The 24,844-nt window shown below is 74.3% G+C and carries 18 protein-coding genes; 9 read left to right on the forward strand and 9 right to left on the reverse strand.

Going from position 1 to position 24,844, the window contains the following annotated elements:
* The first annotated feature begins 472 nt into the window (after positions 1-472).
* Complete coding sequence (locus tag ACFVYI_RS38310) at positions 473-922, forward strand: PTS glucose transporter subunit IIA (protein WP_387894210.1); 450 nt, start codon at positions 473-475, stop codon at positions 920-922.
* A gap of 99 nt (positions 923-1,021) precedes the next feature.
* Positions 1,022-2,692, forward strand: coding sequence for a phosphoenolpyruvate--protein phosphotransferase (ptsP, locus tag ACFVYI_RS38315; RefSeq protein ID WP_387894212.1), 1,671 nt, complete (start codon positions 1,022-1,024; stop codon positions 2,690-2,692).
* Between the two features lie 83 nt (positions 2,693-2,775).
* Here ptsP and ACFVYI_RS38320 read toward each other — a convergent pair whose 3' ends face one another.
* From ACFVYI_RS38320 to ACFVYI_RS38330, 3 genes are all read right to left on the reverse strand, one after another.
* Positions 2,776-4,794, reverse strand: a complete 2,019-nt coding sequence (locus ACFVYI_RS38320; protein WP_387894214.1) for an acetoacetate--CoA ligase — start codon at positions 4,792-4,794, stop codon at positions 2,776-2,778.
* A 155-nt stretch (positions 4,795-4,949) separates the two neighbouring features.
* A complete protein-coding gene (locus ACFVYI_RS38325) occupies positions 4,950-5,498 on the reverse strand; it encodes an NUDIX domain-containing protein (RefSeq protein ID WP_387894215.1) in 549 nt (182 codons plus the stop codon).
* Between the two features lie 39 nt (positions 5,499-5,537).
* Positions 5,538-6,437, reverse strand: a complete 900-nt coding sequence (locus tag ACFVYI_RS38330) for an NUDIX domain-containing protein (protein ID WP_387894217.1) — start codon at positions 6,435-6,437, stop codon at positions 5,538-5,540.
* Between the two features lie 238 nt (positions 6,438-6,675).
* Here ACFVYI_RS38330 and mmuM point away from each other — a divergent pair, with 238 nt between their 5' ends.
* From mmuM to ACFVYI_RS38355, 5 genes are all read left to right on the forward strand, one after another.
* Positions 6,676-7,626, forward strand: a complete 951-nt coding sequence (gene mmuM / locus ACFVYI_RS38335; protein WP_387894219.1) for a homocysteine S-methyltransferase — start codon at positions 6,676-6,678, stop codon at positions 7,624-7,626.
* A gap of 118 nt (positions 7,627-7,744) precedes the next feature.
* On the forward strand, positions 7,745-8,509 hold the full coding sequence (locus ACFVYI_RS38340) for an IclR family transcriptional regulator (RefSeq protein ID WP_387894220.1): 765 nt from the start codon (positions 7,745-7,747) through the stop codon (positions 8,507-8,509).
* Between the two features lie 294 nt (positions 8,510-8,803).
* The gene (locus ACFVYI_RS38345) at positions 8,804-9,541 is read left to right on the forward strand and encodes an MIP/aquaporin family protein (protein WP_387894253.1); all 738 of its coding nucleotides are present in this window, start codon (positions 8,804-8,806) and stop codon (positions 9,539-9,541) included.
* Positions 9,542-9,635: 94 nt separating this feature from the next.
* The gene (gene glpK / locus ACFVYI_RS38350; protein ID WP_387894222.1) at positions 9,636-11,162 is read left to right on the forward strand and encodes a glycerol kinase GlpK; all 1,527 of its coding nucleotides are present in this window, start codon (positions 9,636-9,638) and stop codon (positions 11,160-11,162) included.
* Positions 11,163-11,314: 152 nt separating this feature from the next.
* Positions 11,315-12,910, forward strand: a complete 1,596-nt coding sequence (locus tag ACFVYI_RS38355) for an FAD-dependent oxidoreductase (protein ID WP_387894224.1) — start codon at positions 11,315-11,317, stop codon at positions 12,908-12,910.
* 312 nt (positions 12,911-13,222) lie between these two features.
* On the opposite strand, the gene ACFVYI_RS38360 is transcribed toward ACFVYI_RS38355, so the two are convergent.
* Both ACFVYI_RS38360 and ACFVYI_RS38365 read right to left on the reverse strand, forming a co-directional pair.
* Entirely contained in the window at positions 13,223-14,614 is a 1,392-nt protein-coding gene (locus tag ACFVYI_RS38360; RefSeq protein WP_387894226.1) for a GntP family permease, read from the reverse strand.
* Positions 14,611-15,177 carry a gluconokinase gene (locus ACFVYI_RS38365; RefSeq protein ID WP_387894228.1) on the reverse strand — a complete coding sequence of 189 codons (567 nt, stop codon included), beginning with the start codon at positions 15,175-15,177 and terminating at the stop codon, positions 14,611-14,613. Before ACFVYI_RS38365 ends, ACFVYI_RS38360 begins: the two co-directional genes overlap by 4 nt.
* 221 nt (positions 15,178-15,398) lie before the next feature.
* On the opposite strand from ACFVYI_RS38365, the gene ACFVYI_RS38370 reads away from it, so the two are divergent.
* Both ACFVYI_RS38370 and ACFVYI_RS38375 read left to right on the forward strand, forming a co-directional pair.
* Positions 15,399-16,094, forward strand: coding sequence for a FadR/GntR family transcriptional regulator (locus tag ACFVYI_RS38370; RefSeq protein WP_387894230.1), 696 nt, complete (start codon positions 15,399-15,401; stop codon positions 16,092-16,094).
* Between the two features lie 200 nt (positions 16,095-16,294).
* A complete protein-coding gene (locus ACFVYI_RS38375; protein WP_387894231.1) occupies positions 16,295-16,657 on the forward strand; it encodes a hypothetical protein in 363 nt (120 codons plus the stop codon).
* A 76-nt stretch (positions 16,658-16,733) separates the two neighbouring features.
* Here ACFVYI_RS38375 and ACFVYI_RS38380 read toward each other — a convergent pair whose 3' ends face one another.
* From ACFVYI_RS38380 to ACFVYI_RS38395, 4 genes are all read right to left on the reverse strand, one after another.
* Positions 16,734-17,498, reverse strand: a complete 765-nt coding sequence (locus tag ACFVYI_RS38380) for a metallophosphoesterase (RefSeq protein ID WP_387894233.1) — start codon at positions 17,496-17,498, stop codon at positions 16,734-16,736.
* A 42-nt stretch (positions 17,499-17,540) separates the two neighbouring features.
* Positions 17,541-22,106 carry a hypothetical protein gene (locus tag ACFVYI_RS38385; RefSeq protein ID WP_387894235.1) on the reverse strand — a complete coding sequence of 1,522 codons (4,566 nt, stop codon included), beginning with the start codon at positions 22,104-22,106 and terminating at the stop codon, positions 17,541-17,543.
* Between the two features lie 98 nt (positions 22,107-22,204).
* Positions 22,205-23,080 carry a hypothetical protein gene (locus tag ACFVYI_RS38390; protein ID WP_360641586.1) on the reverse strand — a complete coding sequence of 292 codons (876 nt, stop codon included), beginning with the start codon at positions 23,078-23,080 and terminating at the stop codon, positions 22,205-22,207.
* Positions 23,081-23,192: 112 nt separating this feature from the next.
* The gene (locus ACFVYI_RS38395; protein WP_387894237.1) at positions 23,193-24,734 is read right to left on the reverse strand and encodes a hypothetical protein; all 1,542 of its coding nucleotides are present in this window, start codon (positions 24,732-24,734) and stop codon (positions 23,193-23,195) included.
* Positions 24,735-24,844 lie beyond the last annotated feature (110 nt).

Genomic DNA, 24,844 nt, shown 5'->3' on the forward strand with positions numbered 1-24,844 from the left:
GGAACGGACACTTCCTTCGGACCGCCTTCCAGCGGGCCCTCCGGGCGCTTCGTTCTTTCGTGTTCCCAGCTTACCAGATGTTTTCCGCTCCGTTTACCGGCGCTTTTCGCATCTGAAATCTGCTGTTAACCGTCGACTTGCGGCGACTCGGCCAACCATAGCGGGTCGCCAGCCGGAGCGCGAATCGAGGCACGCCGAGCATCACCCGCTCGGAGGCATGATTTGTTGCTCTCGCGAGCATATACAGCAATGGTCCCGATTCACCAAGATGCCTGTAGAGTGCGGCGCATCGGCCAAGAGGACTAGACCACTAGCGGTCGGTGAGATGGCCGGCCGGTGAGGGCGGGCAGGGTGTGAGTGTTCGCCCGGGAATGTCAGCGGATGTCCGAAGTTGGCATGATTTAGGCTTCAGTCGATGTCCCCGCCGCTGCTCGCGGCCGCTCGCTGTACTGCGCACTTGGGAGGCTCAACCATGACCACTGTGACGTCGCCGCTGACCGGCAAGGTCGTCGGGCTCGCCGGCGTGCCCGACCCGGTCTTCTCCGGCGCGATGGTCGGCCCCGGCACCGCGATCGACCCGGTCCGCCGGCCGACCGAGGCCGTCGCCCCGGTGGACGGTGTCGTCGTCTCCATGCACCCGCACGCGTTCGTCGTCGTGGACGCGGACGGGCACGGCGTGCTGACGCACCTCGGCATCGACACCGTGCAGCTCAATGGCGAGGGCTTCGAGCTCCTCGTCAACAAGGGGGACACGGTGACCCGCGGTCAGGCCGTCATCAAGTGGGACCCGGCCGCCGTCGAGGCCGCCGGCAAGTCGCCGATCTCGCCGATCGTCGCTCTGGAGGCCGCCCCCGACTCGCTCGGCGACCTTCGCGAGGACGGGGACGTCGCCGTGGGCGACGCGCTCTTCAGCTGGAGCTGACCTCTTTCTTACTGCAGACCCGCCCCGCCGGACTCGGTGGGGCGGCCAGGCACACAGCGGTACCCGGCGGGGCCGCTTCTCTCAGCGGAGACAGGTGACATGGAGAAGACGCTGCGCGGCGTGGGTGTGAGCCACGGGGTCGCGATCGGCCAGGTGCGGCACATGGGGACGGCGGTGCTGGAGCCGTCGGCCACCCAGATCCCGACCGAGGACGCCCCGCGTGAGCAGGCCCGCGCCCAGGCCGCCGTCGAGGCGGTGGCCGCGGACCTGATCGCCCGCGGCAACCTGGCCGGTGGCGAGGCGCAGGCCGTGCTGGAGGCCCAGGCGCTGATGGCGCAGGACCCGGAGCTGATGGCCGACGTGGCCCGCCGGATCGCCGTCGGCAGCAGCGCCGAGCGCGGCGTCTACGACGCCTTCGCCGCCTACCGCGCGCTGCTCGCCTCCGCCGGGGAGTACCTGGCCGGCCGGGTCGCCGACCTGGACGACGTGCGCAACCGCATCGTGGCGCGGCTGCTGGGCGTGCCGATGCCGGGTGTGCCGGACAGCGACGAGCCGTACGTGCTGTTCGCCCGCGACCTGGCGCCGGCCGACACCGCGCTGCTGGACCCGACGCTGGTGCTCGGCTTCGTGACCGAGGAGGGCGGGCCGACCAGCCACAGCGCCATCCTGGCCCGGGCCCTGGGCGTGCCGGCCGTGGTGGCGCTGCCGGCGGCGACCGAGGTCGCCGAAGGCACCGTGGTCGCGGTGGACGGCAGCTCCGGCGATGTGCTGCTGGAGCCGTCGCAGGAGAAGCAGGACGAGCTGCGACGGGTCGCCGCCGAGCGCAAGGCCGCGCTGGCCGCCTCGTCCGGCCCGGGGCAGACCTCGGACGGGCACCGGGTGCCGCTGCTCGCCAACGTCGGCGGTCCGGCGGACCTGCCGGCCGCGCTGGAGGCCGGGGCGGAGGGCGTCGGTCTGTTCCGGACCGAGTTCCTCTTCCTGGACGACTCGGCGAAGGCTCCCACCGAGGAGAAGCAGGTCGAGGCGTACCGCAAGGTGCTGGAGGCGTTCCCGGAGGGCCGGGTCGTGGTCCGGGCGCTGGACGCGGGCGCGGACAAGCCGCTGGACTTCCTCACCCCGGCCGACGAGCCGAACCCGGCGCTGGGTGTGCGCGGTCTGCGCACCCTGCTGGAGAACCCCGAGGTCATGCAGACCCAGCTGCGGGCGCTGGCGACGGCCGCAGAGGGGCTGCCGGTGCACCTCGAGGTGATGGCCCCGATGGTGGCCGACCGCAAGGACGCCAAGGACTTCGCGGACGCGTGTCGCCAGGCCGGGCTGAACGCCAAGTACGGTGCGATGGTGGAGATCCCGTCGGCCGCACTGCGGGCCCGGTCGATCCTGCAGGAGGTCGAGTTCCTCTCGCTGGGGACCAACGACCTCGCGCAGTACGCCTTCGCCGCCGACCGCCAGGTGGGCGCGCTGGCCCGGCTGCAGGACCCGTGGCAGCCGGCGTTGCTGGACCTGATCGCGTTCTCGGCCGAGGCCGCCCGGGCCACCGGGAAGAGCTGCGGCGTCTGCGGCGAGGCCGCCTCCGACCCGCTGCTGGCCGTGGTCCTGACCGGTCTCGGCGTCACCAGCCTCTCCATGGGCGCGGCGTCGATCCCCTACGTCCGGGCCGCGCTGGCCAAGTACACGCTGGCGCAGTGCCGCCGGGCGGCCGAGGCGGCCCGGGCCACGGACAGTGCCGAGGAGGCGCGGGCCGCGGCCCGGCAGGTGCTGTCCGGCGAGTAGTACTCGCGGCGCGCAGCCGGGAGCAGCGGACCGCGAAGGGGCGCCCCCACCGTCATGGGGGCGCCCCTTCGTCGTGCCCGGGGTCAGGCCAGGCGGTCGCGGCGGAGCTGCTCGAAGAAGCGCAGGTGCTCGATGTTGTCGACGGAGCCGGGGTTGACGGCCTGCTCCAGCGGGGTGCCGGAGAGCAGTCGCTTCACGGGGACCTCGATCCGCTTGCCGGTGAGGGTGTGCGGGAGGCCGCGGACGGCGATGACCTCGTCGGGGACGTGGCGCGGGGAGAGTTCGGTGCGCAGCGAGGTGCGGATGCGGCCGATGAGGCCGTCGTCGAGGGCCGCGCCGGGGGCGAGCACGACGAACAGCGGCATCCAGTAGCCGCCATCGGGCTCCTCCAGGCCGATGACCAGGGACTCGGCGATCTCGGGGAGGCGCTCGACGACCTCGTAGATGTCCGAGGAGCCCATCCGGACGCCCTGGCGGTTGAGGGTCGAGTCCGAGCGACCGTGGATGACCACGGTGCCGCGCGAGGTGACGGTGATCCAGTCGCCGTGGCGCCAGGTGCCGGGGTACATCTCGAAGTAGCTGTCGTGGTAGCGGGTGCCGTCGGGGTCGTTCCAGAAGCCGGTGGGCATCGACGGGATCGGCTTGGTGACGACGAGTTCGCCGACCGCGTCGGTGAGCGGGCGGCCGTGGACGTCCCAGGATTCGACGGCCGCGCCGAGGCAGGGGGCCTGGATCTCGCCGAGGTACACCGGCAGGGTCGGGACGCCGCCGACGAAGCACGAGCAGACGTCGGTGCCGCCGCTGACGGAGGCGAGCCAGACGTCCTCCTTGACCTCGTCGTAGATCCAGCGGAAGCCGTCGGGCGGGAGCGGGGAGCCGGTGGTGCCGAGGCAGCGGACGGCGGAGAGGTCGAGGTCGCGGCCGGGGTGCAGCCCGGCCTTGCGGCTGGCGATGACGTACGCGGCGGAGGTGCCGAGGACGGTGGCGCCGGTGCGGGCGGCGACGGACCACAGGGCGCCGGTGTCCGGGTGGCCGGGGCTGCCGTCGTAGGTGACGATCGTGGACCCGGTGAGCAGGCCGGCGAGGAGGAAGTTCCACATCATCCAGCCGGTGGAGGTGTACCAGAGGAAGCGGTCCTCGGGGCCCAGGTCGAGGTGGAGACCGGCCTGCTTGAGGTGCTCCAGCAGGATGCCGCCCTGGCTCTGGACGATGGCCTTGGGCAGGCCGGTCGTCCCGGAGGAGTAGAGGACCCAGAGCGGGTGGTCGAAGGGGACGGCCTCGAAGACCGGCTCGACGTCGTCGGCGACCAGGTCGTCCCAGTGCAGCGCGCCGTCGGGGGCGGGCGCACCGAGCAGGGGGACGTGGACGACGGTGCGCAGGGAGGGGAGTTCGCGGCGGAGCTCGGCGACGACCTCGGTGCGGTCGTGGTCCTTGCCGCCGTAGTGGTAGCCGTCGACGGCGAAGAGGACGGCGGGTTCGATCTGCTGGAGGCGGTCGAGGACGCTGCGGGCGCCGAAGTCGGGGGCGCAGCTGGTCCAGACGGCGCCGACGGCGGCGGAGGCGAGGAGGGCGACGGCGGCCTGCGGGATGTTGGGCAGGTAGGCGCTGACGCGGTCGCCGGGGCCGATGCCGCGGGCGCGCAGGGCGGCGGCGAGCGAGCCGACCTGGCGGCGGAGCTCGGACCAGCTGAGGGCGACCGGCTGCTCGGTGGTCTCGTCGAGGTGGAGGATGGCCGGCTTGTCGGCGTTGGCCTCGTCCTCGGCGGCGCGCAGGGCGTGCTCGGCGTAGTTGAGGCGGGCGCCGGGGAACCAGCGGGCACCGGGCATGGCCGCCTCGGCGAGGACGGCGTCGGGGGCCTCGGTGAAGCGGACGTCGAACCACTGGGTGACGGCCGTCCAGAAGCGGTCGAGGTCCTCGGTGGACCAGCCGTGCAGGTCGGCGTAGCGCCGGGCGGCCTGCTCGTCGCTGTCGGCGGGGGCGAGCGGTGCGGCCGGTGCGCCGTGGTGCTCGGCGGCCCAGGCCTGGAAGGCCACGAGGCTGGTCGCGGCGGCGCGAGCGGGGTTGGGGCGCCAGAGCGGCTGATCCTGGGGTGGGGTGCTCACGGTGGTGGTCTCCCGGCCGGTGGATGGGACGGGGGTGCTCGTGGCAGGGCCCGTCCGGTTGGGGCTGTCGGTGCAGACCCTGCCATGTGATCGCGCGGTGCGCCAGGGTCTGCTCCGGCCGTGCGGGCCTGGTCAGCCCCGTACCGGGGGGCCGGTCAGAGGTGGGCGTACTCGCCGTTGAACCAGGCCTGGGAGACCCGGGTGTGGAAGGAGAAGACGAGCTGCGTCGCCGGGTCGCCGAGCTGCCAGCCGTCGGTCTCCTCGGTGGGCTTCGAGGGCGGGAGCTCGGCGAGCGGGCGGGCGGGGAGCAGGCCGAAGAGGCAGAGGAAACCGCCACCGGTGTCGGAGTCGGTGGCGACCAGGGTGACGTCGCCGGCCTCGGCCAGGATGCCGGTCTCCTCGCGCAGTTCGCGGACGCAGGCCTGCTGCCAGCTCTCGCCGTAGTCGATGTAGCCGCCGGGGAGGGCGAGTTGGCCGTAGCCGGGCTCGATGGTGCGGCGGATGACCACCAGGCTGGGCGCGCCGCTCTCCTGGGTGACCGGGAGGAGGGTGACGACGACGGGCAGCGGGTTGCGGTAGCTGATCTCGGCGCAGCCGGGGCAGGTCCGGGGCCAGGCCGTCGTCCCGGGCGGGTAGGGCGTGCCGCACCAGTGGCAGTGGGAGTTCGGCCGGTTGCTCGTCCTGCTCACCTCTTGAGTCGTCATGGCCGGATGGTAGTGCGCGGGTGCGACCGGTGGCGCCGGTCAGCGGATCTCGTCCTCCCGGGTGGGCCGGAGCAGGGCGGGGTGCAGGAGTTGGGCGTCGCCGGCGTGGTAGTTGCGGGCCCGGGGGCCGCCGCGGGCTCCGCCGCGCTCGGTGGTGGTGCCGGTGCTCTCGACGAAGCCGGGGACGGAGAGCACCTTGCGGTGGAAGTTGCCGGGGTGGAGCTTCTCGGCCCAGACGGCCTCGTAGACGGCGCGCAGCTCGGGGATGGTGAAGTCGTGCTGGAGGAAGGCGGTGGCCAGCGGGCTGTACTCGATCTTGGCGCGGGCGCGGTCGAGGCCGTCGGCGACGATGCGGGCGTGGTCGAAGGCGAGGGTGGTGCCGGCGGGCCCGACGGCCCCGGGGCGGTGGCCGGTGTGCCCGCCGACGCCACCCCCGTGGGTGTCGGCGGGCACACCGGCGGCTGGGGACCGGCCGGTGGACGGCCGGAGGTCGAGGTCGGCGACGGCGTGCCAGGCGGCGGTGGCCGCGTCCGAGCCGGCCTGCGGGTCGGGCAGGTCGGGGGCGAAGGCGAGGTAGGCGACGGAGACCACGTGCATCCGCGGGTCGCGGGCGGGGGCGCCGTAGGTGCCGAGCTGTTCGAGGTGGATGCGGCGGAGGGCGGTCTCGGCGTCGGCCGTTCCGACCAGGCCGGTCTCCTCGGCGAGCTCGCGGGCGGCGGCTTCGTCGAGGCCTTCCTCGCCGGCGCGCAGGAAGCCGCCGGGCAGCGCCCAGTACCCCTGGTAGGGCGGGGCGGCGCGCTCGACCAGCAGCACGTGCAGGCTGCCGTGGCGCAGCGTCAGGGCGACGACGTCGACGGTGACGGCGACCGGGGTGTAGGCGCGCGGGTCGTAGGCGGCGAGCCAGGCGCTCTCGTGGGCGGGGGGCTGTTCCACGGCCATGGCGGGCTCCTCTCCGCTGGGCTGCGTCGGACCGGCTCGTCGGACCGGGTCTGTCGGGCGGGGTCCGTCGGGCCGCGTCGGGCGGACGGTCGCTGTCGGGGCCCTCGCCACCGGGCCGTCGTTCTCGGGGTGAGCACAACGTAACGATCCGCCGGCCCGGCGGCAAATGATTTTCCCGTCGGCCGGGGGCGGCGCGTCTTCTACTCTGTGACCAGGAGCTTCGCCCGAGGAGGCCGTCATGCCCGCCACCGCCCCGCCGGACTTCGCCGCCGCACTGGCCGCCGGTCCGCTCGTCCTGGACGGCGGGCTGTCCAACCAGCTGGCGGCGGCCGGACACGACCTGTCGGACGCGCTCTGGTCGGCCCGGCTTCTGGCGGACGCCCCGGAGGCGGTGGTCGCCGCGCACCGGGCGTACTTCGAGGCCGGGGCGGACGTCGCGATCACCGCGAGCTACCAGGCGAGCTTCGAGGGGTTCGCCCGGCGCGGGCTGGGCCGTGCGGAGGCCGAGCGGCTGCTGGCGCTCAGCGTGGAGCTGGCACGCCGCGCCGCGGCGCAGGTGGGGGCGGAGCGGCCGCTCCGGGTGGCCGCCTCGGTGGGTCCGTACGGCGCCGCACTGGCGGACGGGTCGGAGTACCGGGGCCGGTACGGGCTGACGCCGGCCGAGCTGGAGGCGTTCCACCGGCCGCGGCTGGAGGTGCTGGCGGCGGCCGGACCGGACGTGCTGGCGCTGGAGACGGTGCCCGACGCGGACGAGGCGCGGGTGCTGCTGCGGGCCGTCCGCGGGCTGGGCGTGCCGGCCTGGCTGTCGTTCAGCGTGGCGGGCGACCGGACCAGGGCCGGGCAGCCGCTGGTGGAGGCCTTCGCCCTGGCGGCGGACGCCGACGAGGTGGTCGCCGTGGGGGTGAACTGCTGCACGCCGCAGGACGCCGACCGGGCGGTGGCGATCGCGGCCCGGGTGACCGGCAAGGCGGTGGTCGTCTACCCGAACAGCGGCGAGGACTGGGACGCCGGGGCCCGCGCCTGGCGCGGCGGGTCGACGTTCGGCGCGACCGGGGCCGCTCCCGACGGCGGCGGGGCCGGGGTGACCGGCTGGCTGGCCGACGGCGCCCGCCTGGTGGGCGGCTGCTGCCGGGTGGGCCCGCGGGAGATCTCGGCGCTGGCCGCCGAGGTGGCGCGCGTGCGGCGCTGACCTCGCCGGAGCGTCGTTACCGAGGGGGAAGGTGCACGGACCGGTCGCGGCCTGGCAGACTCGTCCCGTTACCACTGCGGTCGACATTGTCGACCGCCTGTCAGCGCGGAGGTACCGAATGCCCGGCCCGATCCAGTCGCTCTCCCGGGCCGCCGCGATCATGCGCCTGCTGGCCGGCGGCGAGCGCCGCCTGGGCCTGTCGGAGGTCGCGACGGCGCTGGACCTCGCCAAGGGCACCGCGCACGGCATCCTGCGCACCCTCCAACAGGAGGGGTTCGTCGAGCAGGACCCGGAGAGCGGCAAGTACCAGCTGGGCGCGGAGCTGCTGCGGCTGGGCCAGAGCTACCTGGACGTGCACGAGCTGCGCGCCCGGGCCCTGGTCTGGGCGGACGACCTGGCCAGGGCGTCCGGCGAGACCGTTTATCTGGGGGTGCTCCACCAGCGGGGCGTGCTGATCGTGCATCACGTCTTCCGGCCGGACGACACCCGGCAAGTGCTGGAGGTCGGCTCGATGCAGCCGCTGCACAGCACCGCCCTCGGCAAGGTGCTGCTGGCGTACGACCCGGTGGCGCGCGGCGAGCTGGGCGAGGGGCCGCTGGAGGCCTACACCGCGCGGACGCTGACCGACCTGGCGGACGTGGACGCCGAGGCGGCGCTGACCCGCGAGCGCGGCTGGACCGACTCGATCGAGGAGACCTGGGAGGGGGTGGCCTCGATCGGCGCGCTGATCCAGGACCGGCGGCGCAACCCGGTCGGCGCGGTCTGCATCAGCGGCGCGGTGGAGCGGGTCTGCGAGGACGGCTTCGTGAAGCCCTCGCTGGTCGCCTCGGTGCGCAGCGCCGCCCGGGCGATCTCCCGGGATCTGGGCGCCGGGCGGTTCTGACCCCGGCGCGGGCGGCCCCGGCCGCGGACATCTGACGTTCACGCTGAGGCGCGGACAGGCGGGATGCCTGTCCGCGCCTTAGCGTTTTGTCCGTATTTGTAGTTAGTCGATTGGTAACTTCGAGTGAAGGGTCACAGCTGCGTAACCCGGCCTTGACGTGAAGGCGACCTGGGGAGGAAGCTTCCGCATGACGGTCGACATTGTCGAACGATGGCCGAGCAGATCACTCCCACCAAGCGCTCACCCGCACAGCGATCGCTCGGCCGCCCGCCCCCACCCGCACCTCCGGGCCATATGGACAAGGGAGTCTTTGTGTCCGCGTTCTCCAACGGCGACATCTTCGTCGGCGAAACCCTCGGCACCGCCGCGCTGATACTTCTCGGCGGTGGCGTCTGCGCCGCCGTGACGCTCAAGAAGTCGAAGGCCCTCAACGCCGGCTGGCTGGCGATCACCTTCGGCTGGGGCTTCGCGGTGATGATCGCCGCCTACATGTCGGCCCCCAAGTCGGGCGCGCACCTGAACCCCGCCGTCACCCTCGCCCTCGCCGTCGACAGCGGCGACTGGAGCAAGGTCCCGGTCTACCTCGGCTCCCAGCTGCTCGGCGCGATGATCGGCGCCGTCCTCGTCTGGGTCACCTACCTCGGCCAGTTCCAGGCCAACAAGGAGGCGACCCTGGGCATCTTCTCGACCGGTCCCGAGATCCGGAACCCGGTCCAGAACCTGCTCACCGAGATCATCGGCACCATGGTGCTCTGCCTCGGCATCCTCACCCAGGGCCTCAACAAGGGCCTCGGCCTCTCCGGCATGGGCATCCTGATCGTCGCCTTCACCGTCGTGGGCATCGGCCTCTCGCTGGGTGGCCCGACCGGCTACGCGATCAACCCGGTCCGCGACCTGGGCCCGCGCATCGTGCACTCGCTGCTGCCGATCCCGAACAAGGGCGGCTCCGACTGGTCCTACGCCTGGATCCCGGTGGCCGGCCCGGTCATCGGCGGCCTGCTGGCCGGCGGCCTGTACCACGTCGCGTTCTGACGCTCCTCGGGTTTCCACCCCACCCGAGCACGGGGACTGACCAGTGAGTCAGGCCCACCCACCCCGAATCCCCCTTCTTGAGCCGAGGACCCTCATGACCTCCACTGGCACTGGCAACTACATCGCCGCGATCGACCAGGGCACCACCTCCAGCCGCTGCATCATCTTCGGCGAGGACGGCCGGATCGTCGCCGTCGACCAGCAGGAGCACCGGCAGATCTTCCCCCAGCCCGGCTACGTCGAGCACGACGCCGCCGAGATCTGGACCCGGGTGCAGTCGGTGGTCCGCGGCGCGCTGGAGAAGGCCGGTCTGACCAAGGACGACATCCGCGCGATCGGTATCACCAACCAGCGCGAGACCACCGTCCTGTGGGACAAGAACACCGGCGAGCCGGTGCACAACGCCCTGGTGTGGCAGGACACCCGCACCGAGGGGCTCTGCCGCGAGCTGGGCCGCAACGTCGGCCAGGACCGCTTCCGCCGCGAGACCGGCCTCCCGCTGGCCAGCTACTTCGCCGGCCCGAAGATCCGCTGGCTGCTGGACAACGTCGACGGCCTGCGCGAGCGCGCCGAAGCCGGCGACATCCTGTTCGGCACCATGGACACCTGGGTGATCTGGAACCTCACCGGTGGTGTCAACGGCGGCAAGCACGTCACCGACGTCACCAACGCCAGCCGCACCATGCTGATGAACCTGCACTCGCTGCAGTGGGACGACAAGATCGCCGAGTCGATGGGCGTGCCGATGGCCGTCCTGCCGGAGATCCGCTCCTCCGCCGAGGTCTACGGCGAGGCCGTCGGCGACCTGGCGGGCGTGCCGGTCGCCGCCGCCCTCGGCGACCAGCAGGCCGCGCTGTTCGGCCAGACCTGCTTCGACAAGGGCGAGGCCAAGTCGACCTACGGCACCGGGACCTTCCTGCTGCTGAACACCGGCGAGGACGTCGTCAACTCGTACCACGGGCTGCTGACCACCGTCGGCTACCGGATCGGCGACCAGAAGCCGGTGTACGCGCTGGAGGGCTCGATCGCCGTCACCGGCTCGCTCGTCCAGTGGCTGCGCGACCAGCTCGGCATCATCTCCACCGCCGCCGAGATCGAGACCCTCGCCAACACCGTCGAGGACAACGGCGGCGCCTACTTCGTCCCGGCCTTCTCCGGCCTGTTCGCCCCGTACTGGCGCTCCGACGCCCGCGGTGTGATCGCCGGTCTGACCCGGTACGTCACCAAGGGCCACCTGGCCCGGGCCGTGCTGGAGGCCACCGCCTGGCAGACCCGCGAGGTCGTCGACGCCATGCAGAAGGACTCCGGCGTCGAGCTCACCGCGCTCAAGGTCGACGGCGGCATGACCAGCAACAACCTGCTCATGCAGAACATCGCCGACGTGCTGGACGCTCCGGTCGAGCGCCCGTACGTGGCCGAGACCACCGCGCTGGGCGCCGCCTACGCGGCCGGCCTGGCCGTCGGCTTCTGGAGCGACCTGGACACCCTGCGGGCCAACTGGCACCGCGCCGCCGAGTGGACGCCGCGCATGGACGAGGCCACCCGGGAGCGCGAGTACAAGAAGTGGCTCAAGGCCGTCGAGCGCACCATGGGCTGGGTGGAGGAGGACGAGCAGATCTGACCGCGCAGCCGGTCGGGGCCCCCGGGCCCCGACCGGCCCGCTCCCGTTTCACCGGCCCGCCGCACCGGGCCGAACCGGCCTCTCAGCAGGGGCCGCACCGCACACCGAGAGGAGTAACGGCGCCGCCCGACCCGCGCCGCCGTACACACACCATGGCAACCATCCCGACCCTGGGCGCCGAGCGCTTCGCCGGCCGCACCGCCTCCCGTGCCGAGACCCGCGAGCTGCTGGGCAAGGCCACCTACGACCTGCTGGTGATCGGGGGCGGCATCCTCGGCACGGCCGTTGCCTGGACCGCCTCCCAGGCGGGTCTGAAGGTCGCCATGGTCGATGCCGGCGACTTCGCCGGAGCCACCTCCAGCGCCTCCTCGAAGCTCGTCCACGGCGGCCTGCGCTACCTGCAGACCGGCGCGGTCAAGCTGGTCGCCGAGAACCACAAGGAGCGCCGCGCGCTCGCCACCGACGTCGCCCCGCACCTGGTCAACCCGCTGACCTTCTTCGTGCCGGTCTACAAGGGCGGCCCGCACAGCGCGCCCAAGCTCGGCGCCGGTGTCTTCCTGTACTCGGCGCTCTCCGCCTTCCGCGACGGCATGGGCCGGGTCTCCACCGCCGCGCACGCCGCCCAGCAGGTGCCCGCGCTGCGCACCGAGGGCCTGCGCTCGGTGGCCGTCTACGGCGACCACCAGATGAACGACTCGCGCGTCGCCGTGATGACGGTGCGCGCCGCCGTCGACGCCGGCGCCGTGGTGCTCAACCACGCCGAGGTCACCGGCCTGCGCTTCACCGGCGGCCGGGTCACCGGTGCCGACCTCAAGGACCGCCTGGACGGCACCGAGTTCGGCGTCGACGCCCGCCTGGTGCTCAACGCCACCGGCCCGTGGGTCGACCACCTGCGCACGATGGAGGACGCCGGCGCCGCGCCGTCGATCCGCCTCTCCAAGGGCGCGCACGTCGTGGTCAAGCGCCGTGCCCCGTGGCGCGCCGCGCTGACCATCCCGATCGACAAGTACCGCGTCTCCTTCGCCATCCCGTGGGAGGACCACGTCCTGCTCGGCACCACCGACGAGGAGTACACCGGCGACCCGCAGGACGTCCGGGCCACCGAGGCGGACATCGACCAGATCATGGGCGAGGCCGCGCACGCCATCCGCGACGAGCACCTCGACCGCGACCTGATCACCTACGCCTTCGCCGGCCTGCGGGTGCTGCCCGGCGGCCCCGGCGACACCGCCGCCGCCAAGCGCGAGACGGTCGTCACCGAGGGCAAGGGCGGCATGCTGTCGGTCGCCGGCGGCAAGTGGACCACCTACCGGCACATCGGCCGGACCGTGCTGGAGAAGCTGGCCCACGTGCCCGGCACCACCCTCGGCGAGGACATGTCGACCATCGCCCGGACCGTCCCGCTGCCCGGCGTCGGCGCGCCGAACGCCGTCGCGCACCGCCTGCTGATCGACCGTGAGCCCGGCTCGCGGATGGAGCCGCTGGTCGCCAAGCACCTGGCCAGCCACTACGGCACGCTCTCCTTCGAGATCGCCCGCATGATCGACGAGAACCCGGAGCTCGGCCGGCCGATCCACGAGGACGGTCCGGACGTCTGGGCGCAGGTCGCCTACGCCGCCGACAGCGAGTGGGCGTACACCACCGACGACGTGCTGCGCCGCCGCACCACCATGACCGTCCGCGGCCTGGACACCCCGGAGATCCGCTCCGACGTCGAGGCGTTCCTCGCGAAGCGCGCGGCCAAGTAGGGCCGGCAGGGACTCGAAGGGCGGGCACCCCGGGCTGGGGGTGCCCGCCCTTCGGCATGCCTGCGTGCGGGTGCGGCGGGCGCCGCGGAGAGCGGGCTGCCGGGGCGGGCACACGAGCGCGGGGCGGGCTGTCGGGCGCGCGCCCCGGCCCGGCCGAGCGGACCGGGCAGCGCCGTCGGCGCACCACCGACCGGGCAGCACCGGCCGGGCAACGCGGGCCGGGCAGCACCGGCCGGGCAACGCCGGCCGGGCAGCACCGAAGGGCGGTACCCGTGGGACACGGGTACCGCCCTCCCAGGCGCGAGGTCGCGGTCAGATGATCAGGCTGAGCGGCATGATCAGGGCGATGGCGACCACCGAGATCACGGTCTCCATCACCGACCAGGACTTGAGGGTCTGGCCGACACTCATCCCGAAGTACTCCTTCACCAGCCAGAAGCCGGCGTCGTTGACGTGCGAGAAGAAGAGCGAACCGGCACCGATGGCCAGCACCAGCAGGGCCGCGTGGGTGGACGACATGTCGGCGGCCAGCGGGGCGACGATGCCGGCGGCGGTGATGGTGGCGACCGTGGCGGACCCGGTGGCCAGCCGGATCAGGACGGCGATCAGCCAGCCGAGCAGCAGCGCCGAGATGTGCCACTTGCCGGACCACTCGCTGACGGCGTTGCCCACGCCGACGTCGATCAGCGTCTGCTTGAAGCCGCCGCCCGCGCCGACGATGAAGACGATGCCCGCGATCGGACCGAGCGACTTCCCGACGGTTTCCGAGATCCGGTCCTTGGAGAAGCCGGCCGCCCGACCGAGCGTCAGCATGCCGAGCAGGGTGGCGGCGAGCAGGGCGATCAGCGGCGAGCCGATGAAGTCGAACACCCGCTGCGGCAGCGCCTTCGGGTCGTCGATGACGACGTCGGCCAGCGCCTTGCCGAGCATCAGGACGACGGGCAGCAGGATGGTGGCGAGGACCGCGCCGAAGCTCGGGGTGTGCTCGCGCTTCTCCGTCTCCACGGGTGCGGTGGCCTGCGGGATCTCCAGCGGGCCGACCCAGCGCTCGGCGACGCGGGCGAACAGCGGGCCGGCGATGATCAGCGTCGGCACGGCGATCAGCAGACCGAGCGCCAGGGTGATCCCGAGATCCGCCTTCAGTGCGTCCACCGCCACCAGCGGGCCCGGGTGCGGCGGGACGAGCCCGTGCAGCACCGAGAGCCCGGCCAGCGCGGGGATGCCGATCCGCATCAGCGGGACGTTGCCGCGGCGGGCCACCAGCAGCACGATCGGGATCAGCAGGACGACCCCGACCTCGAAGAACAGCGGCAGGCCGAGCACGGCCGCGATCAGCGCCATCGCCCAGGGCAGGGCCCTGGGCCCGGAGCGGGAGAGCACGGTGTCCGCGATGATGTTCGCCCCGCCGGAGTCGGCGAGGAGTTTGCCGAGCATCGCGCCCAGCCCGATCAGCAGGCCGACGCCCGCGACGGTCGCGCCGAAGCCCGTGGAGAAGCTCCCCAGCAGCTTGTCGAAGGGGGCGCCCGCGACGGCGGCCAGCAGGCCCGACCCGAGGGTCAGGGCGAGGAACGGGTGCAGCTTCAGCTTGGTGATCAGCACCACGATGGCGCCGATGCTGAGCAGCACCGCGAGCAGCAGCTGGGTGTCGCTGTCGGTGTGCGGCAGGGCCGGTGGGGCGGCCGCCGCGAGCAGAGTGGGGGTCACGCGAGGTCTCCATTGACGGGCCGCAGCAGTGCCACGGCCATCTCGACGAGTTCTTCGGGGGTCGGTCCGACGTCCAGGACGGCGCCGCGCTCGTCCGCCCCGAGAGGTTCCAGGGCGGCGTACTGCGAGTCGAGCAGCGACGGCGGCATGAAGTGGCCGGTGCGGTGGGCGAGCCGATCGCCGACCAGCTCGTGCCGCCCGCTGAGGTGCAGGAAGAAGGCGCCCGGGCAGGCCGCGCGCAGGGTGTCGCGGTAGTGGTGCTTCAGCGCCGAGCAGGTGACCACGCCACCGGTGCCGGCCTGCGCCCGCTCCCCCAGCCAGGCGCCGAGGGCGCGCAGCCAGGGCGCGCGGTCCGCGTCGTCCAGCGGGTTGCCGGCCGACATCTTGGCGATGTTGGCCGGCGGGTGGAAGTCGTCCGCCTCGGCGTAGGGGAGGTCGAGGCGGTCGGCCAACAGGCGGGCCACGGTGGTCTTGCCGACACCGGAGACACCCATCACGACGACCGTCAGGGGGCCGGGGGTGGTGGGTGCGGGGGTGTCGTGGTTCTCGACGCTGAGAGCCATCGGTGCTGCTCCTTCGTTGCCTGGCCGCCACTATCGCTCCAAAGATATGACGTATTCAAGTACCAGAAACCAAATCGTCATACTTTTGAGCGTGTGCAGGACCACGCCGGGCGGCCGACCCGAACCGCGGGGCCTCCGCCCGGGGGCGCGGCGCGGCGTCCGGGCCCCGCCGTCGGGCGCCCCGCGGGTCGGAGTCCGGCGACAGGCCCTAGGCTGGGCGGATGGAGATCCAGGGGCTGCCCGGCCGACTGCTTGCCGAGCTCGGACCGGCCATCGCCGCCGGGGAGATCCCCGAGGGCGCGGTGCTGCGCAGCGAGGAGCTGGAGGAGCGCTTCGGGGTCTCGCGGACGGTGGTCCGCGAGGCGGTGCGGATCCTGGAGGGGATGCGCCTGGTGGCCTCCCGGCGACGGGTCGGCATCACCGTGCAGCCGAGGTCGAGCTGGGACGTCTTCGACCCGCTGGTGATCCGGTGGCGGCTGGCGGGCAGCGACCGCCCGGCCCAGCTGCGCTCGCTCGGGTCGCTGCGGGTCGCCGTCGAGCCGGCCGCGGCGGCGCTCGCCGCAGTGCACGCCACCGACGACGAGCGCCGGGAACTCAGCTCACTGGCCGTGGAGTTGACGATGACGGCGCGCGCCGCCGACCTGGAGACCTTCCTGCGGCACGACATCGCCTTCCACGCCACCGTCCTGCGCGCCTCCCGCAACGAGATGTTCGCCCACCTCGGCGACACCGTGGGGGCGGTGCTGACCGGCCGGACCGAGTACCATCTGATGCCCCATCAGCCGGAGTCGTACGCGATCCGGCTGCACCGCGAGGTCGCCGAGGCGATCTGCGCGGGGGATGCCGAGCACGCCGAGCAGGCGATGCGGACGATCGTGGCGGGCGCGCTGGAGGAGCTGAACCAGCAACTGGCGTGAACCGCCGCCCCGTCGGCCGGCCGCCTGCCGGTTCGGGCCGGATTCCGGTACAGATCACACGATTTGACGGCAGTTCGGAGGGTTCGGACGCATAGTCCGGGTACGACGGGGCAGAGTGGTGCGCAGGGGCGCGTTCTCGCGCGCCCGCTCTGCCCGTTCCTGCCCGCTCTGCCGCCGTGACCGCGCCTGGGGGTCGTCCGATGTCAGCCGCACGCCGTCGCCGCCTGCCCGACGAGGTGCGCGCCGCCGTCGTCCGGGCGGTGCTCTGCCTGGCCTTCACGCTGGTCGGCCTGCTGATCGCGACGCTGGCCTCGTACGCGGACAGCTGGCTGATGACGCCGGCGCTGATGGCGATGGGCCTCGGGGTGTTCGGCACCATGTGGTGCCTGCTGGAGATCCTGATCTCGCGCCAGATCGCCGCCCAGCGGATGCGCGGGCCGAACGCTGCCTCGCCGATGTCCGGCAGCCGGGCACCCGGCGGGGCCCGGCCGGTGCCGCGCCCGGCCGGGCCCCAGAACGGCACGGCCGCACCGCAGTCGCGGGTGCCCACGGCGTATCCGTAGGGCCCGGGCCGGTCCCGGACGGCTCCTCGCGGGTGGCCGGCGGGTGGTCGACGGGTGGTGGTGAGCCGGTGGGCGGTCAGGCCGGGACGACGGCCCGGTAGTGGGTGGTGAGCCGGCCGTCGTCGCCCAGCACGTGGAGGGCGAGCATCGGCGGCTGATCGAAGCTGATGCCACCGCCGCCCTCGCAGGGCAGCGTGACGGTGGACACCACGCCGGGCGCGACCAGCACCGGCAACCCGGCGAAGACGGTGGCCGCGCCGGTGTGGGCGTGGCCGCAGAGCAGGGCGGCCACCCGGGGGTGACGGCCCAGCACCTCGGCGAGGCGCTGCTCCCCGAACTGCCGGATCGGGTCGACGGTCGGCAGGTGGAGGACCACCGGCGGGTGGTGGAAGGCCACCAGCGCCGGCTGCTCCGGGCGGCCCGCCGCGAGCGCGGCGTCCAGCCAGGCCAGGGTCTCCTCGTCGAGCAGGCCGTCGGCCCGCCCGGGAATCGACGAGTCGACCAACAGCAGGTCGGCGCCGGGCAGCGAGTGCAGCCGGTTGACCGGACCGTCGGCGGGCGCCTCCCCGAGCAGGCCCTCCCGGTAGGGCGCGCGCCGGTCGTGGTTGCCGGGACAGGTGAGCACCGGGTGGCGGGAGGCCAGCACCTTGGCGACCCGCTCGTACTCCGCCGGCAGGCCGTGGTCGGCGAGGTCGCCGGTGACCAGCACGGCGTCCAACGGGCCGGGCAGGGCGTTGAGGTACGCCATCACCTGCTCGGCCCGCCGGTACGCGCGGGCGCCGCCGTCCCGGCCCTGCTCCTGCCCGATGTGGATGTCACTGAAGTGAGCGATCGTCAGCATGGCTCCCACGGTAGGCGGGCCGGCGCCGCCGGGGTAGCCGTGTCAGGCCGGGGCCGGGGCCTCCGCGGGGCGCTTGAACATCCGGGTCGCGGTGATCTCGCCGTGGACGGTCGGGCCGTCCGGGTCCTGCGGGGCGGGCAGGCCGGGGCGCAGGTGCTCCTCCACCGAGATGTACTTGAGGCCCGCCCGCAGGTCGGCGTCGTTGCGCAGCCGGATGACCAGCGGGAACTCGGCCAGCGCGGTGGTGTCGAACAGACCGGTGGTGTAGATCAGTTGGACGCCGAGCGCGTCGGCGACCGCCCGCTGGAGCTCCAGCAGGTAGGTGGCGTTGGCGCGGCCGATCGGGTTGTCCAGGAAGAGCGTGCCGGCGTGCCGCAGCTGGGACTGGCCGCGGTCGTTGGCGCGCAGTGCGGCCATGGTGCAGTAGAGCGCGATGGCCGCGGTGAGCAGCTGACCGCCGGAGAAGACGTCGGACATCTGGCCGACGCCGACCCGCTCGGCGCGCAGCACCGCGTCCGGCTTGAGGATCTCCACGCTCACGCCGCGCGGGCCGATCGCGGCGGCGACACCGCGCAGCAGCAGGGACATGCCGTCGCGGCGCAGGTCGCTGTTCTTCTTGACGGCGGCGCGGGTCGCCTCGTCGATCACCTCGCCCAGGCGCTCGACCAGGGTGGCGTGGTCCGGGTCCTCGAAGCGGATCCGGAGGAACTCCTGGCCGGACCACTCTCCCAGGCCCTCGGGCAGCCGGGAGAGCCGCTGGGCGGCACGCAGGGTGGTGAGCGAGGACTCGACCAGGCCGCGCAGCCGGTCGACGATCGAGCCGCGGTTGCGCTCCAGCTGGGCGAGCTCGTCGGTGAGCACGCGCAGCCGGGGTGCGAAGGCGGTGGCCCAGGCGGCGGCGTGGTCGGGCAGGGCGGCGGCGGGCAGTTCGCGGATCTGCTGGCGGGCCGGGGTGCGGACGGCCTCGTAGCGGGCCGCGTTGGCGTGCCGGACGAGGGCGTCGGAGGCGTCGCGGACGGCGAGTTCGGCGGAGGAGAGCTCGCCGGCCGCGGTGCGCAGCGCGCGGCGGGCCTCGGCGGCGGCGGTGCGGGCGTCGGCGAGCGGGCCGAGGTAGGGCTCGACCGGGCGGCCGTCCTCGTCCTGCTGCTCGCGCAGGCCGTCGCGCAGCTGCCCGGCGTGCTCGTCGAAGTCGGCGGCGGCGGCCTGGGCGGCGTCGAAGGTCCGCTGCAGGTCGGCGTGGGCGGTGCGCGCGGCGTCGACGCTCTCGCGGCGCTCGGCCAGCCGGGTGGTGGCGGTGCGCAGCAGGACCTGGGCGTGCTCGGGGTCGGTGGGGACGAGGTCCTCGGGCAGCTCGGTGTGGGCCTCACCGTCGGCGGGCGCGGAGCGCTCGGCCTCGCCGCGCAGCCGGCCGAGCTGCTCGCTGGCGGCGGCGGAGCGGGCCTCGATGGTGGCGACCAGCTCCTCGGCGCGGGCGGCGGCGGCCTGACGGGCCGGGCCGTCGGCGCCGTCGGGACTGCCCAGCAGTTCTTCGGCGCGGGTGCGGACCTTGTTGGTGAGGCGGTCGAGTTCGGTCGCGGCGGCGGCCTCGTCGCCCTCGGCGCGGGCCTGCTCGGCGCGCAGGTCGGCGCCGACGCCGACCTTCTCGTAGAGCTGGGAGGCGGCGCGGTAGGCCTCGCGCAGGGCGGGCAGCGCGGCGGGCGCGGCGCCCTCGGGCTCGTCGGCCTGCTCGGCGGTGGGGATCTCGGCGCGCTCGGCGCGCAGGGTGCGGGCGGTGCGGCGGGCGTCGTCGGCGGCGCGCTGCGCGGCGCGGCGGTCCTCGTCGCAGGTGCGGGCGCGCTCGGCGCACTGGGCCTGGCGGCGGTCGCACTCGGTCGCGTCCTCGGCGAGTTCGCGCAGGCTCCGCGTCCAGCCGGCGCGCTCGCGCAGGCGGAAGGCGAGGCCGGAGAGGGCGTCGGCGCGGCGGCGGGCCTGCTGGGCGGCCTCGCGCTGCTCCTCGTGGGCGAAGGCCGCGGCGGCGTGGTCGGTCTCGGCCTCGTCGTGGTCGGCGCGCAGGGTGGCGAGCGCGGCGGCGGCCTGCTCGGCGTGCTCGCGGGCGGCCTCGGCGGCGGCGGCCAGCTCGGCGAGGGTGCCGGGCGGGCAGCTGGCGTGCCAGGAAGCGAGGCGGGCGGCGAGGGCGCGGTCGCCTCCCAGCCTGGCGGCCAGCTCGCGGATGTGCTCCTCGCGGGCGGTGGCGCGGGAGCGCAGCTCGCGGCGCTCGCCGTCGGCGGCCGTCTCGTCGTGCATGGCCGGGTTCGGCGGCACGAGGAAGAAGGCGGGCTCGTCGGTGATGGGCGCGATCAGCGCGGCGGCGGCGCCGACGGCGACGGTGGAGCGCGGCAGCAGCGCGGCGGCCTGCAGGGTCTCGCGGGCCCGGTCGAGCGAGTTGGGGTCGGTGATCACCACGCCGTCGACCAGTTCGGGCCGGGCGGCGAGGATCGCCTCGTGGTCCGCAGGGTCGACCGACTGGGCGAGGTAGCGCCAGCCGGGCAGCGCGGGGATGCCGTGCTCGGCGAGGTACTCGACGGTGGCGAGCACGTCCGGGCCGGGCGGCAGCAGGCCGCCGTCGCCGAGCGCGGCGAGGATGCGGGAGTCGTCGGCGGCCGCGGTGCGCAGGTCGAACAGGGTGCGCTCGGCGGTGGCGATGGCCTCGTCGAGCAGCTCCCGGAGCGCCTCGGCGGAGCGGTCGAGGACGGCGGGGGTGAGGAAGCCGGCCGCCTCGTCCGCGCCTTCCTGGTAAGGGGTGAGGGAGAGCAGGTCGGCCAGCCGGGGCTCGGTGGCGAGCAGGGCGGCGGTGCGCTGCTCGGTGGCGAGCGCCCGGACGGCGGCCTTGCGGGCGTCGGTGGCGCGGGCTTCCGCGAGTTCGGCGCGGCCGGTGGCGGCGGCGGCCTCGCGCAGCCGGGCGGCGGCGGTCTCGGCGACCGTCCGGGCCTGCCCGAGGGCGGCGGCGGCGGCCTTCTCGACATCGGCGGCGTGCAGGGCGGCGCGGGCCGGGTCGGGCTCGGCGGTACCGGGGTCGATCCAGCCGGCGTCGACCGCGGCGGCGGTCTCCCGCTCGACCTCGGCGAGGCGCTGGCGCAGGTGGTCGGACTCGCTGCGGGCCTTCTGGGCGGCGGTGGCGGCCTCGGTGGCCCCGGACTGGGCCTTGGCGCCGTCCACCTGGAGCTCGCCGGCGCGCTGCTCCTCGGTGTCGGCACGGTCCTCGGCGGCCGCGGCCGCGGTCTCCAGGGCGCGGGCCAGCGCGGCGGCGGCGCGGGCCCGGGCGGCGAGCGCCGGGGCGGCGTCGAGCTCGGCCTCGCGGATCGCGACGGCGACCCGGGCCATCCGGTCGGCGGCGGCGCGCTGGCGCAGCACGGCCTCGGCGGCCTGCCAGGCGGAGTGCAGGGTGCGGGCCTCGATGAGTTCGCGGCGCAGGGCGGCGGCCTCGGTGGTGGCCGCGGCCAGCCCGAGGGTGGCGTGCCGGTGGGTCAGCTCGGCGGTGATCAGGGTGTGCCGGGTGCGGTCGGCCTCGGCGGCGGTGACGGCGCTCGCGGCGGCGGCGACCTCGATGGCGAGGTCCTGGGCGCGGTCGCGCTCGGCGGCGGCGCGCGAGGTCAGCGCGTGGGCGAGGCGACGGGTGCGGCGCTCGGCGGTGCGGTGGGCCTCGCGGACGGCCTCGCGGGCGGTGGTGGCCTCGGCGATGCGCTCCAGCAGCTCCAGCGAGCCGGCGGTGAAGTCGCGTTCGGCGGTCAGCTCGGCGCGGCGGCCCAGCTTGGCGGCGAAGCCGTGGACGAGGTCGGCCAGGCCGTCGGTGTCCCGGGTGTCGGTGACGGCGCGCAGCAGCAGGTCGGTGAAGTCGCTGTCGTGCTTGACCGCGAACAGGCCGGCGGCCTCGCCCTCGTCGGCGTTCATCTCGCGCTGGTAGCGGAAGAGTTCGGGGTCGAGGCCGAGCTCCCCGAGGTGCTCCGTCCAGCGGTCGTGGCCGTCCTCGAAGACGAGGTCGAGGTGGGGGTGGGCCTTGCCGGCCTCGGTGAGGGCGTCGCGGAAGCCCTTCATGGTGCGGCGCCGGCCACGGGCCTTCTGGTCACCGGCCAGGCTGACCCGCTCGGCGACCGGCAGCGAGTCCAGGGTCAGACCGGGGCCGGGGCGGAAGGAGTACCAGGTCTCGGCGAACTTGCGCGGGTCGGAGGAGACCTGGCGGCCGCGCCACTCGCTGACCTTGCCGACCACGATCGGCTCACCGGTGACGGTGTGCTGCCACTCCAGGGCGACGTGGCCGCAGTCGTCGGCCAGCAGGAACTTGCGCAGCACGCCGGAGCTGGCGCCGCCGAGGGTGTTGCGGTGGCCGGGGAGCATCACCGAGAAGATCAGCTTGAGCAGGACGGACTTGCCGCCGCCGTTCTCCAGGAAGAGCACCCCGGCGGGGGCGGGGCGGCGGACCGGCCCGTCCGGCTCCTCGCCGAACAGGCCGATCTGCTGGGGGGCCGGGTCGGAGACGGGCTCGCCCACGCCGCGCAGGTCGAGCACCGTGTCGGCGTAGCGGGCACCGGCCGGTCCGATCGAGTACAGGCGGACCCGGTTGAGCTCGTACATGTGCGGCGGTTCTCCAGTGCGGGTGGGTCAGGAGTGCGTGGGTCGGGAATGCGGTGGAGCTGGTTCTGGGTGGGCGGCGCTCCCGGGTGGGGGCCCGGTCAGAGCGAGTGGAACGGCAGGCCGGCGTCGGCGACCAGCTCGTCACCGGTGTCCGGGGGCAGCAGGCTGGCGGTGCCGTCGGAGACCGGGACGATGCCGAGGTCGAGCAGCTCGGCCATGGCGGCGCTGCCGGCCAGGTCGCGGACCTGGAGCTGGTAGCGGGCGGTGGTGCGGTAGGTGCCGCCGGCGTCGTCCGAGGTCTTCTGCAGGAAGCCGGAGTCGACCAGGAACATCACCGCCTTGGCAACGATGCCGATGGTGGAGCCGGACAGTCGGCGGGCGTCCTTGGTGGCGCCGGTGGCGGTGCGCCGGGCCCAGACCCGCCAGGCGGCCTCCAGGCCGGGGGCGTCGCTCTGCGGGTCGGTGTTCGCGCCGTCGGCCTCGGCCTGCTCCTCCAGCCGGCGGCAGGCCTGGCGGACGAAGGCGTCGACGCCGTTGACGGTGATCCGGCCGAGGTAGCCGTCGTCGGCGAGGTCCTCCGGGCGGGGGAAGGCCATCGCGGCGACGGCGAGGTGGGCCAGGCCGTGCAGGAAGCGGTCGGTCGACTCGGAGGCGGCGCGGCGCGAGTAGTCACCCATCCGGACGGCGAAGACGGAGTCCTCGGCGGCGGCGACGGCCATGCCGGCGCGCGGCGAGACCTCCAGGACGACCAGGCCCATGCCGGTGGCGACGGCGTCGGCGAGGCGGGCGAAGGCCGGGTCCTCGCGGTGTCGGCGGACCAGCTCGGCGTACTCGGCGTCGCGGGCGGGGAGCAGCTTGGCCTGCAGACCGAAGGAGACCAGCCGGGCGGCGTCGGCGACATCGGCCGGGGTGATCGCGGCCGGAGCCGCGGGCTCGGTCTCGGGCGCCCAGGACGTGTCGTGGTGGGTCGTCACGGGCGGTGCTCCTCGGGGCTGGTGCGGGCGGTGCGGGTGGTGCGGGCCGGGCGGGTGGTGCGGGCACGGGGGCCGGGCGGGTGCCCGCCGGACGGGCGGGGGCGGCGGGTCGTCAACTGGCGTCCTTGCGGTCGGCCGCCATCCCGGCCGCGTCGAGCAGGGCGCTGCCGACGATGAGGTCGGCGCCGCCGAATTCGAGGTCGCACAGCGGGGTGCCGTCGTCCACGGCGAAGAGCAACCGCTCCTCGCCCTGGCGGTAGGCGGTTCCGACCGACGGGCTGGCCGCGTGCACGGCCAGCAGGGCGACCAGGTACGGGAGTTCGGCGTCCTGCTTGCGGGCGTCGGCGAGCAGGCCGGAGAGCCGCCGGGGGGCGTCGGCGGGCAGGTCGAGCAGGACCAGGGCGGCCTCCAGCTGGGCCTCGGAGAACCGGCTGTCGTCGGGGGTGGCGACGAGGTCCGGATCGGGCAGCTCGGCGCCCAGGTGCTCGCGCTCGACCGGCGGGGTGAGCAGCAGGTCGACCAGGTCGGCGACCCGGACCGAGACCGGCGTACGCAGGCCGATGCCGCGGGCGAAGAACGCGCCGGTGGGCCGGACTGCCTGCTCGACCGGCAGCCGCAGCACGGGGGCGAGCAGCTGCCCGTAGAGGTCGATGCCGCTGCGGGCGCCGGGGGCGGCGAAGGCCTGGCGGTCCTGCTCGGCGCGGAACAGCGGGCCGGCCTCCAGCAGACGGGTCTGCAGCTGGGTGTGGCGGCGGATGCAGTCCTTGACGATGTCGACCAGCTCGGCGGCGCGGCGCTTGTGCTCCGGCTCCTCCGCCTCGTCGCGGGCCTTGCGGATGTTGGTGAGAATCGCGTTCTCGTGCCGGTAGCGGTCGGCGATGTGGTCGAGCGCCTCGTCGATCAGATCGGGGACGGCCTGCATCCAGTCGACGGCGCGCACGTTGCGCCGGGTGGCGTCCAGGGCCCGGCGCAGCGTCTCGGCGTACTGGACGGTGCGGTAGCGGGCCTGCTCGGCGGCGAGCTGGGCGTCGGCCAGGCGGCCGCGCCGGATCAGCACCTCCAGCTTGACCTCGGCGGCGATCTGCGCGGAGGTGACGTCGGTGTCGAGTGCGCCGACCAGGACGTTGACCGCCTCGTCGGTGGTGCGCAGGTAGACGCCGCCGTCGGGGCCGGGCACCTCCTCGATCAGCTTGAAGTCGTAGTCGCGCCGGACGTACGCGCCGTCCTGGCCGAAGGTGCCGTAGACGGCGCGGAAGCCGCGGTCGACGCTGCCGACGTTGATCAGCGACTCCAGCACCCACCGGGCGACCCGCTCGTGCTCGGCGGTCGGCCGGGTGGTGGCCTGGGCGGCGACCCGGGGCAGCAGCCGGGCGAGCACTATGTCGCGGTCGGCCCCGGTGTCGAAGTCCATGTGCAGGGTGACCAGGTCGATCGCGGCGAGGCCGACCTCGGCCATCGCGTAGCCGCCGTACTCGCCGGCCAGCATCACCTTGCGGCTGTCCAGGTCGTGCAGCGGAGCGGTGCAGGCCAGCGCCTTCAGCCGGCGGGCCAGGCCCTCGTCGGCGGCGGGGCCGGGCGCGGGCCGCGCGGCGGCGGCGGGCCCGGCGGGCGGCCGGAGCCCGGACTCGGTGGGCAGGTCAGCGATGGCGGTCACGGTGGACAAGATTAGAGGTACGCACCGACATCGACCGAAACGGACCTTACGGGCGGCCCGGACAGGTGGGCGAACCGTGGGTGGGTGGAACCGGCTTTCGACGAAACGCC

The organism is Kitasatospora sp. NPDC058218 (assembly GCF_042882445.1).
Lineage (GTDB): Bacteria > Actinomycetota > Actinomycetes > Streptomycetales > Streptomycetaceae > Kitasatospora.